The 10,109-nt window shown below is 71.3% G+C and carries 11 protein-coding genes and 2 rRNA genes; 3 read left to right on the top strand and 10 right to left on the bottom strand.

The features are described from left to right. From EHS43_RS26925 to EHS43_RS26915, 3 genes are all read right to left on the bottom strand, one after another. Positions 1 to 795, bottom strand: a 795-nt coding sequence (locus tag EHS43_RS26925) for an NAD kinase (RefSeq protein ID WP_125193338.1), incomplete at its 3' end; no start/stop codon positions are given. Continuing rightward, positions 792 to 1,607 carry a TlyA family RNA methyltransferase gene (locus EHS43_RS26920; RefSeq protein WP_125193337.1) on the bottom strand — a complete coding sequence of 272 codons (816 nt, stop codon included), beginning with the start codon at positions 1,605 to 1,607 and terminating at the stop codon, positions 792 to 794. The genes EHS43_RS26920 and EHS43_RS26925, both read right to left, overlap by 4 nt. A 7-nt stretch (positions 1,608 to 1,614) precedes the next feature. Beyond that, positions 1,615 to 1,917 (bottom strand): hypothetical protein, encoded by a 303-nt coding sequence (locus EHS43_RS26915; RefSeq protein WP_125193336.1) that lies wholly within the window; start codon positions 1,915 to 1,917, stop codon positions 1,615 to 1,617. Between the two features lie 42 nt (positions 1,918 to 1,959). Here EHS43_RS26915 and EHS43_RS26910 point away from each other — a divergent pair, with 42 nt between their 5' ends. Then, a complete protein-coding gene (locus EHS43_RS26910) occupies positions 1,960 to 2,307 on the top strand; it encodes an SCP2 sterol-binding domain-containing protein (protein ID WP_125193335.1) in 348 nt (115 codons plus the stop codon). Here the strand turns inward: EHS43_RS26910 and EHS43_RS26905 are convergent. The 4 genes from EHS43_RS26905 to EHS43_RS26890 form a co-directional block, all read right to left on the bottom strand. Continuing rightward, entirely contained in the window at positions 2,291 to 3,154 is an 864-nt protein-coding gene (locus EHS43_RS26905; protein WP_125193334.1) for an ABC transporter ATP-binding protein, read from the bottom strand. The two genes, EHS43_RS26910 and EHS43_RS26905, sit on opposite strands and share 17 nt — an antisense overlap. After that, positions 3,151 to 4,188, bottom strand: coding sequence for an iron chelate uptake ABC transporter family permease subunit (locus tag EHS43_RS26900; protein ID WP_125193333.1), 1,038 nt, complete (start codon positions 4,186 to 4,188; stop codon positions 3,151 to 3,153). Before EHS43_RS26900 ends, EHS43_RS26905 begins: the two co-directional genes overlap by 4 nt. Next, positions 4,185 to 5,228, bottom strand: a complete 1,044-nt coding sequence (locus EHS43_RS26895; RefSeq protein WP_125193332.1) for an iron ABC transporter permease — start codon at positions 5,226 to 5,228, stop codon at positions 4,185 to 4,187. Before EHS43_RS26895 ends, EHS43_RS26900 begins: the two co-directional genes overlap by 4 nt. A gap of 83 nt (positions 5,229 to 5,311) precedes the next feature. Further along, positions 5,312 to 6,340: an HAD hydrolase-like protein gene (locus EHS43_RS26890; protein ID WP_125193331.1), complete on the bottom strand. Its 1,029-nt coding sequence runs from the start codon at positions 6,338 to 6,340 to the stop codon at positions 5,312 to 5,314. 72 nt (positions 6,341 to 6,412) lie between these two features. On the opposite strand from EHS43_RS26890, the gene EHS43_RS26885 reads away from it, so the two are divergent. Further along, positions 6,413 to 7,705, top strand: a complete 1,293-nt coding sequence (locus EHS43_RS26885) for a DUF1015 domain-containing protein (RefSeq protein ID WP_125193330.1) — start codon at positions 6,413 to 6,415, stop codon at positions 7,703 to 7,705. A gap of 55 nt (positions 7,706 to 7,760) precedes the next feature. Here EHS43_RS26885 and EHS43_RS47115 read toward each other — a convergent pair whose 3' ends face one another. Then, on the bottom strand, positions 7,761 to 8,555 hold the full coding sequence (locus EHS43_RS47115) for a tetratricopeptide repeat protein (RefSeq protein WP_221740762.1): 795 nt from the start codon (positions 8,553 to 8,555) through the stop codon (positions 7,761 to 7,763). Between the two features lie 267 nt (positions 8,556 to 8,822). On the opposite strand from EHS43_RS47115, the gene EHS43_RS47110 reads away from it, so the two are divergent. Further along, positions 8,823 to 9,773 (top strand): hypothetical protein, encoded by a 951-nt coding sequence (locus tag EHS43_RS47110; protein WP_221740763.1) that lies wholly within the window; start codon positions 8,823 to 8,825, stop codon positions 9,771 to 9,773. A gap of 29 nt (positions 9,774 to 9,802) precedes the next feature. On the opposite strand, the gene rrf is transcribed toward EHS43_RS47110, so the two are convergent. Together rrf and EHS43_RS26870 are read right to left on the bottom strand one after the other, a co-directional pair. After that, positions 9,803 to 9,919: ribosomal RNA gene (rrf, locus tag EHS43_RS26875) — 5S ribosomal RNA — on the bottom strand. A gap of 105 nt (positions 9,920 to 10,024) precedes the next feature. After that, a 23S ribosomal RNA gene (locus EHS43_RS26870) occupies positions 10,025 to 10,109 on the bottom strand; the annotation flags it as partial.

The following is a 10,109-nucleotide window of genomic DNA, read 5'->3' as shown; positions in this document are numbered from 1 at the left end:
CCGCACCTCCACCCGCGCCCCCGGCGGCAGCTCGAACGTCCGCCGCCCGTCACACCACAGCACCCCCGGCGGGATGTGCGGCAACAGCTCCACGGCGAGCACGGAGTTCGGCGAGGTCACCAACGGCTTGGCGAACAGCGCGTGCGCGGAGATCGGCACCATCAACAGCGCCTCCACCTCCGGCCACACCACGGGCCCGCCGGCGGAGAAGGCGTAAGCCGTGGACCCGGTGGGCGTGGACAGCACGATCCCGTCGCACCCGAAGCCCGTCACCGGCCGCCCGTCGATCTCCAGCACGACCTCGAGAAGCTTCTCCGCACCGGCCTTCTGCACGGCGGCTTCGTTGAGCGCCCAGTCGGTGTGGACGATGTCCCCGTTCCGGTGAACGACGACATCGACGGTCATCCGCTCCTCGACCTCGTACGCCTTGGTCACCACCCGGTCGACAACCTTGTCGAGATCGTCCCGCTCGGCCTCCGCGAGGAACCCGACGCTGCCCAGGTTGACGCCGAGCATCGGCACCCCGGACGCGCGGGCGAACTCGGCGCCGCGCAGCAGCGTCCCGTCGCCGCCGAGGACGATGAGCAGCTCGCACCCTTCGAGGCACTGCGGGGTCGCCTCCTTGACCAGCTGCACCTCGGGCGGCAGCGGCAGGTCGGCCGCCTCGTACTCCAGGACGCGCACGCCGATGTCGGAGCGCAGCAGCCCCTTCACGACCAGCTCGGCACTCCGAATGGCCGCGGGCCGCCCGGTGTGGGCGAGCAGGAAAACAGTACGAGCTTTGTTCTGGCTCAACGCGGCCCCTCCGCAACTGCACGGTCGACATCGGCCGGGTCCAGGGCGGGCGCCCCGGCACGCAGCCACAGAAAGTATTCGACATTGCCCGAGGGTCCGGGCAACGGACTGGCCGTGACCCCGTTCACCCCGAGGCCGAGTTCCCCCGCCTTCTCGGCCACTCCCCGCACGGCCTCCGCCCGCAGCTGCGTGCTCCGTACGACTCCCCCGCTGCCCAGCCGCTCCTTCCCCACCTCGAACTGCGGCTTCACCATCATCACCAGATCGGCGTCCGGCTTCACGCACCGCACCAGGGCGGGCAGTACCAGTCCGAGCGGGATGAAGGACAGATCCCCCACGACAAGATCCACTGGTTCCCCATCGATCGCTTCGAGCGTCAACTCGCGTACGTTCGTACGGTCCTTGACGGTGACGCGTTCATCGCTCCGAAGAGACCAGGCAAGTTGTCCGTAACCGACGTCGACGGCGACCACGTGCGCGGCCCCGGCCCGCAGCAGCACATCGGTGAAGCCCCCGGTGGAGGCGCCGGCGTCCAGCGCCCGCCGCCCCTCGACCACCAGCCCGCGCGGCACGAAGACCTGAAGGGCGCCCGCGAGCTTGTGCCCGCCCCGCGACACGTAGTCGGGATCGCCGTCGTCGCTCTGCACCACGATCGCCGCCGCGGTCTCCACCTGGGTGGCGGGCTTGGTCGCGACGGTCTTGCCGACGGTGACCCGCCCGGCCGCGATCAGCTGGCTGGCGTGCTCACGCGAGCGCGCCAGCTTCCGCCGGACCAGCTCCGCGTCCAGCCGACGGCGTGCGACTCCTGCCACGTTCGGTTCAGCTCCTAGTGCCATACGAGGGTGAGGGCGCCCTCTGGTCATACGACGGTGAGGGCGCCGGAGGTCCCGGGCGGACGTCGAGCGCGGTGAGCGCGTCGCGCAGTCCCCGGTGTACATCCTCGTACACCTCGATGTGTCCGTCGGTGGCGAGGTGGTCGGCGTCCCCGAGCCGCTCCAGCTGTACGTCGACCTCGGAGTTGCCGGTGGGGGTGCGCGGGACGTTCAGCGGGGCCGGGGCGGCCGGGTCCCCCTCGGGTTCGGCCGCGACCTCGTGTGAAGGCTCTGGAACTGCGTCGCTCATGCCCAGACGCTACCCCGAACCCCTGGGGTACCGTCGATCGCGATGGCCACGATCGAGGAGTGCCGTGCCGCACTCGAAAAGCTCTCCGCAAACATGCGCCACGCCGAGGGGGACGTCGCCGCGGCGGCGTCCATGGACCGCTCGGTGAGCTGCCGTATCACCGATCTCGACGTCACGTTCGTCGGCCGGATGACGGGCGGCGGGATCGTGGTGCGGGACACGGTCAAGGGTTCTCCGAAGGAGAAGGCCCAGATCAGACTGACCATGGCGGGCGACGACCTGGTGGCGCTGGTGGACGGCGGGCTGAACTTCGCCAAGGCGTGGGGCTCGGGCCGGGTGAAGCTGGAGGCGGGGCTGCGCGACCTGCTCCGGCTCAGGAAGCTTCTGTAGCGCCCACCGTCTGTTCGGCCTCCACGCGTGCGCGTGCCTTGCGCGCGGCCGGCACCACCAGCGGTGTCCCCGTCTCCGGGTCGTCGATGACCTGGCAGCGCAGCCCGAAGACCTCCTCGACCAGCTCGGCCGTGACGATGTCGTTCGGAGCGCCCTCGGCGATGACCCGCCCGCTCTTGAGCGCGATGAGATGGGTGGCGTACCGGGCCGCGTGGTTGAGGTCGTGCAGGACGGCGACCAGGGTGCGGCCCTGCTCCTCGTGCAGTTCGGCGCACAGGTCGAGGACGTCGATCTGGTGCTGGATGTCGAGGTAGGTCGTCGGCTCGTCCAGGAGCAGCAGCGGGGTCTGCTGGGCGAGCGCCATCGCGATCCACACCCGCTGGCGCTGGCCGCCGGACAGCTCGTCGACGTACCGCTCGGCGAGTTCGGCGACCCCGGTCTGCCGCATGGACTCCTGGACGACCCGCTCGTCCTCGGTGGACCACTGGCGCAGGATGCCCTGGTGCGGGTAGCGGCCGCGGCCGACCAGGTCGGCGACGGTGATCCCGTCGGGCGCGATCGAGGACTGCGGGAGCAGGCCCAGGGTGCGGGCGACCTTCTTCGCCGGCATCGACTGGATGACCTGCCCGTCGAGCAGCACCTTGCCCCGGCTGGGCTTGAGCATGCGCGAGAGGGCCCGCAGGAGCGTGGACTTGCCGCACGCGTTGGGGCCGACGATCACCGTGAAGGAGTGGTCGGGTATCTCCACCGACAGCTGCTCGGCGATGACGCGCTGGTCGTAGGCGAGGGTGACGGTGTCGGCGGACAGGCGGTTCACGGTGCTCCTTGTGCTCCTCGGGGTGTTCATATCCGGCCCGCCCTGCGCTCGGTGACCAGGAGCCACAGCAGGTAGACGCCGCCGAGGACTCCGGTGACCACGCCGACGGGCAGCTGGTCCGCGCCGAAGACCTTCTGCGAGACCCAGTCGGCGGTGACCAGGAGGGCGGCCCCCATGCACAGCGAGGCCAGCAGGTTGGGGCCGGGCGAGCGGGTGAGGCGGCGGGCCAGCTGCGGGGCGGTGAGCGCGACGAAGCTGACCGGTCCGGCGGCCGCGGTGGCGGCGGCGGTGAGCAGGACGGCGGCGACCAGGAGCAGCAGCCGGACGCGCTCGACGCGCACCCCGAGGGCGTGGGAGACGTCGTCGCCCATCTCCATCATCCTCAGGCCGCGTCCGTTGGCGAGGACGAGCGGGACGAGGACCGCGCACAGCCACAGCAGCGGCCACACCTGCGTCCAGTCCCGGCCGCTGAGGGAGCCGGTCATCCAGACGACGGCCTGGGCCGCCTCGGTGAGCGTGGACCTGGTCAGCAGATAGCCGTTGACCGCCGTGACGATCGCGGAGACGCCGATGCCGACCAGCACCAGCCGGTACCCGTGCACCCCCTGCTTCCAGGCGAGCAGATAGATGGCGAGCCCGGTCACGAGGCCGCCCACGAGCGCGCCCAGGGTGATCTGGGTCGCGCTCCCGGAGAACAGCACGATCATCGTGAGCGCCCCGGCCGTGGCCCCCTGGCTGAGGCCGAGCACGTCCGGACTGCCCAGCGGATTGCGGGAGACGGCCTGGAACAGCGCGCCCCCGAGCCCGAGCGAGGCACCGACCAGGAGCCCGACGAGGACCCGGGGCAGCCGCAGCTCGTTGACGATGAACTCCTGCCCCGCGTTGCCGTTGCCGAGCAGCGTCTTGAGTACGTCCCCGGCGGGGATCGGGAAGTCGCCCGTGCCGATCAGCACCACGCTCGCGGTGAGCGCGGCGAGCAGGATCAGGGCGACGACGACGGTGGCCCGGACGTCCAGCCGGACGGAGAGCCCGCCGGGGGTCCTGAGGGCACGGTTGGTCCTCACAGCTGCGCCGTCCTCCGCCGTCGTACGAGAAAGATGAAGACCGGCCCGCCGATGACCGCGGTGACGATGCCGACCTGGAGCTCCGCGGGCCGCGCCACGATCCGGCCGACGACGTCGGACCCCAGCAGCAGCACGGGCGACAGGACCGTCGCGTAGGGCAGGATCCAGCGCAGGTCGGGGCCGGTGAAGGAGCGCACGACGTGCGGCACCATCAGGCCCACGAACACGATCGGTCCGCAGGCCGCGGTCGCCGCCCCGCACAGCACGGTCGCGGAGAGCATGGCCAGAGCCCGGGTGCGGTTGAGGTGGGCCCCGAGGGCCTTGGCGGTGTCGTCGCCCATCTCCATCGCGTTGAGCGGCCGGGCGAGCGCCAGGGCCAGGAGCGATCCGGCCGCGAGGAACGGCAGCACCTGAAGGATCGTCGAGTTACTCGCGGAGGAGAGCGAACCGACCGTCCAGAAACGCATCTTGTTCAGCGCCTGGTCGTCGGTGATCATCACGGCCTGGAGATAGCCGTACAGGGCCGCGCTGATCGCCGTGCCGGCCAGGGCGAGCCGGACCGGGGTGGCCCCCCGGCTGCCGCCGAGGAACCAGACCAGCGCGCCGACCGCTGCCGCGCCGAGGAAGGCGAACCACACATAGCCGCTGAGCGAGGTGACGCCGAAGAAGGTAATCGCGGTGACGACCGCGGCGGACGCGCCGGCGTTGATGCCGAGCAGCCCCGGATCGGCCAGCGGATTGCGGGTGAGCGCTTGGAGCACCGCCCCGGACAGGCCGAGCGCCGCGCCCGCGAGCAGCCCGAGCAGGGTCCGTGACAGCCGGTCGGCGACCACGACGTCGCCGTAGGTCCCCGTGTCCTGGAACAGACCGTGCCAGACCTGCGCCACGGACAGCCCTTTCGCCCCGATCGCGATGCTCGCCACGGCGACGAGCGCCAGGATCACGACGGACACGAGGAGCCCAAGGACTCGTATCGCCCGGCGGGTTGGGGGCGCGGGGGCGGTCTCCGCGCGCTGTTCGGGAGGACTGTCGACCAACACGCAGTTAGGTTAGCCTACCCTGCCAAAGAGCCGCGATCCCGAGGCCCGCTCCCCCGTTACCAGGTCCCCTCAGGACCAGCGGCTCACAGCCCCAGCCTGGCCAGCGCCTTCCCCGCGTCCAGCTCGCACACACCCTCCCCGGCCGCCGTCCAGGCCGCCGCGCACAGCGCCCGCAACCCGTCCAGGGCCGCACCGTCACCGTCGAGTTCCAGCCGCTCCTTCCCGGCCGTCGCCGTCCATCCCCCGCACCGGAAACCGTCGCCCGCCTCGACGACCTCGGGCTGCCCGGTGAGCATCCCCCGCAGATCCGCGTCCACATAGGTCGGCCGGTGCTGCGGCGGCGCGGCCAGCAGCTGGGTGCCGTCGGTGACTCCGGTGAGCACGAGCAGCGAGTCCACCTCGCCGTTGAACGCGCCCTCGATGTCGGTGTCCAGCCGGTCCCCGACCACCAACGGCCGCTTGGCACCGGTCCGCAGGATCGTCTCCCGGTGCATGGGAGGCAACGGCTTGCCCGCGACCTGCGGCTCGGCGCCGGTCGCGATCCGCACGACCTCCACCGCCGCGCCGTTGCCCGGCGCGATCCCACGGCCGCTCGGAATCGTCAGGTCGGTGTTGGACGCGAACCAGGGCACCCCGCGCGCGACGGCATAGCTGGCCTCGGCGAAGCGCCCCCAGGGCAGATCCGGACCGCCGAACCCCTGCACGACCGCCGCCGGATCGTCGTCCGCCGACTCCACGGGCTCCAGCCCCCGCTCGCGCAGCGCCACCCGCAGGCCCTCACCCCCGATGACCAGCACCCGCGCCCCGGCCGGAACCTGCTCACTGATCAGCCGCGCGACCGCCTGCGCGGAGGTGATGACGTCCTCGGCCCCCGTCGGTATGCCCAGCTCGGTGAGATGCCCGGCCACCGCATCGGGCGTCCGCAGCGCGTTGTTGGTGACGTAGGCGAGGTGCATGCCCCCCTCGCGCGCGGTGGCGAGCGACTCGACGGCGTGCGCGATCGCGTTCCCGCCCGCGTACACCACCCCGTCGAGGTCGAGCAGCGCGGTGTCGTACGCCTCGCTCAGGGCCTGCTCACTGCCCTCGGGCCTCGTCCTTGCGCGCTGGCTCATTCCGCATCGCTCCTCGTTCGTCGGCTTTCCCCCGATCATCCCCCATGGCACCGACACCCGTACGATGCCGGGATGAACACAGCAGGTCACCCGGAAGCAACGGCGCGCCGAGGCCTGGAACTCACCCCGTTCCGAGGCCTGCGCTACGACCCCGACCGGGTCGGCAGCCTGGCCGCCGTGACATCCCCGCCGTACGACGTCGTGGTCCGCCCCGACGGCCTGCACCAGCTCCAGTCGAACGACCCGTACAACATCGTCCGGCTGATCCTCCCGCAGGCGACGACCCCGGCCGAACGCAACGAACAGGCGGCCCGCACCCTGCGCGGCTGGCTCTCCGAGGGCATCCTGGCCGCCGACCGCGAGCCCGGCCTGTACGTCTACGAACAGGACGACGGCGCCGGCCTGCTCCAGCGCGGAATCATCGGCACCCTGCGCCTGTCGGAGCCCTCGGAGGGCGTGGTCCTGCCCCACGAGGACGTCATGCCGCACGTCGTCGCCGACCGCGCGGCCCTGATGCGCGCCACCTCCGCCAACCTGGAACCCCTGCTGCTCACCTACCGCGGCAACGGCTCGGAGTCCGTCACGACGAGCGCGATCGAACGCACGGCCGCACAGCCCCCGCTCCTCGCCACCACCACCGAGGACGGCTACCGGCACCGCCTGTGGTCGATCACCGACCCCGCCGAAGTGGCCCGCATCCAGTCGGACCTGACCCGGCACCAGGCCCTCATCGCCGATGGCCACCACCGCTGGGCGACCTACCGCCGTCTACGCGCGGAGCACCCCTCCCCCAGCCCCTGGGACCACGGCCTGGTCCTCCTCGTCGACACGGCCCGCTACCCCCTGCGCGTGCGCGCCATCCACCGCCTGCTGCACAACACCCCGGTGGCCAGGTCCCTCGCACTCCTCGACGGCCTCTTCCGCGTACGACGCCTCGAAGTGCCGCTGGCCGAGGCCCTGGACGTCCTCGCCGACGCCGCCTGCGCGGGCAACGCCTTCCTCCTCGCCGGCGACGGCGCCTTCCACCTCGTGGACCGCCCGGACCCGGACCTGCTGGCCCGCACGATCCCGACGGACCGCCCCGCCGCCTGGCGCACCCTGGACGCCACGGTCCTGCACGCCACGCTCCTCGCCCACATCTGGCAGGTCCCCGAGGACGACCCCGCCCGCATCGCCTACATCCACGACACCGCCGCCACGGTCGAGAAGGCGGAACGCGACGCCGGCACCGCGGTCCTGATGCACCCGGTCCGCGAGGACGTCGTACGCGACCTGGCCCGCCAAGGCGTCACGATGCCGCGCAAGTCGACGTCGTTCGGCCCGAAACCGGCGTCGGGCCTGGTGCTGCGCGCGCTGGACGTATGACGCAAGAAGGGGCGGGATCCCGGGATCCCGCCCCTTGGCTCACCGACGACGCAGGTCAGTCCTTGAGGCCGTCTTCCTCGACGTCCTCGTCGTCCTCGCGGCCCTCGTCGTCCCGGTCTTCCACGATCGCCTCGACCGGCGCGGCCTCGCCGTCACCCTCGTACTCCTCATCGGCGAAGGCGTCCACGAACTCGACACCGTCCAGCTCGGCGAGCCGGTCGGAGGCGTCCGTGCTGCCGTCCTTGTCGGACTCCACGGCCTTGGCGAACCACTCCCGCGCCTCGCTCTCCCGCCCGGCCGCGAGCAGCGCGTCGGCGTACGCGTACCGCAGTCGCGCGGTCCACGGCTGCACGGAGTTCGAGGCCAGCTCGGGGCTCTGCAGCGTCACGATCGCCGCGTCCAGCTGCCCCATGTCACGCCGGGCACCGGCGGCGACGAGCCGCATCTCGACCTGTCCGGCCTTGTCGAGCTTGTGCACCTCGGGCGCCCCGGCCATGTCCAGCGCCTTCTCGGGCCGGCCGAGCCCACGCTCGCAGTCGGCCATGACCGGCCACAGCTCCACGTTCCCGGTCATCCGCCGCGCGGCCCGGAACTCCGCGAGCGCCTCGCTGTACTTCTGACTGGCGTACGCCGCGAACCCGGCCGCCTCGCGTACGGCGGCGACACGCGACGCCAGCCGCAGGGCAACCTTGGAGTAGCCGTAGGCGCCCTCGGGGTCCTCGTCGATGAGCCGGGCGACCATCACCAGGTTCTTGGCGACATCCTCCGCAAGCCCCTTCGGCAGACTCTGAAGCTCCTGCCGTACGTCCTTGTCGATCTCGTCGCCCGTGACGTCCTCGGGGATGGGCAGCCGCTTGATCGGCTCGCGGTCGCGGTCCCGCTCGTCACGGAAACGCCCGCCACCGCCACGGCGGTCGTCGCCACCACGCCGGTCGTCCCGCCCACGGAACCCACCGGGCCGCCCGCCGCGGTCGTCCCTACGGGGCCCACCGCGTCCACCACGGTCGTCCCGCCTGTCGTCCCGTCGGTCGTCCCGCCCACGGAACCCGCCGCGCTCGCCCCGGTTGTCGTCCCGGCGGAACCCGCCACGGTCGCCCCGGTTGTCGTCACGACGGTCATGGTCCCGGCGGAAGCCACCGCGGTCCCCACGGTCATCACTGCGACGGTCGTCACGTCGGTCATCCCGACGGTCGTAGCTGCCACGGTCGTCACGGCGGTCGTAGCTGCCACGGTTGTCGTCGCGACGGAAGCCACCACGATCGCCACGGTCTCCGCGATCGCCCCGGTCGTCACGACGGAACGGCGGGCGAGGTCCACGGTCGTCCCCACGAGGACCCCGGTCACGGTCATCACGCCGACCATAACCGCCACCACGATGGTCACCACCACGGCTGTCACCGGCGCGGTTGTCGTCGCGACGGAAACCACCACGGTCCCCACGGTCGTCACGACGCCCGTACCCACCGCCGCCGCGGTTGTCGTCACGGCGGAAACCACCGCGGTCGCTGTCCCTGCGCTCTACGCGCTCGCCGCGATCCGCGCCGCGGTCCCCACGGTCGTCCCGGCGGTCGTCCCGACGGAAGGCGGGCCGGTCACCATCGCGTCGGAAGCCACGATCGCGGTCGTCACGGCGGGGCCCGGCCGGACGGTCGTCACGACGGAACGGCGGGCGAGGTCCACGGTCGTCCCCACGAGGACCCCGGTCACGGTCATCACGCCGGCCATAACCGCCACCACGATGGTCACCACCACGGCTGTCACCGGCGCGGTTGTCGTCGCGACGGAAACCACCACGGTCCCCACGGTCGTCCCCACGGCGGTCATCACGTCGGTCGTCCCGCCGGACGTAGCCTCCGCCGCGGTTGTCGTCGCGACGGCCGTAGCCGCCACCACGGTTGCCGCCGCGGTCACCACGGTCTCCTCGGTAACCGCGATCGCCACGGTCACCACTGTCCCGTCGCCGCTGGTCGCGCTCCGGTCGGTCGTCGGGAGAGTTGGTGGACATGGTGACTCCTGTCTTCGGTACTGCAAGCATTCTAAAAACAAAAGGACCCCTGGTCCCAGCTGAACGCTGGGACCAGGGGTCCTCCAAATATTGTTCGGCGGTGTCCTACTCTCCCACAGGGTCCCCCCTGCAGTACCATCGGCGCTGTAAGGCTTAGCTTCCGGGTTCGGAATGTAACCGGGCGTTTCCCTCACGCTATGACCACCGAAACCCTAATGGTTTCGAGCGAACAAGCACACTTTTTAATTATGCGTTCTGCTCAAAAGCCGGCAACGGTCGTTGCCTCAGAACTAACACAGTGGACGCGAGCAAATATGGACAAGCCCTCGGCCTATTAGTACCGGTCACCTCCAGCGGTTACCCGCCTTCCAGATCCGGCCTATCAACCCAGTCGTCTAC

The organism is Streptomyces sp. RP5T, assembly GCF_003933965.1.
Lineage (GTDB): Bacteria > Actinomycetota > Actinomycetes > Streptomycetales > Streptomycetaceae > Streptomyces.
Note: the sequence above shows the minus strand (reverse complement) of the source record. Positions and strands in the feature narration are given on the sequence as shown.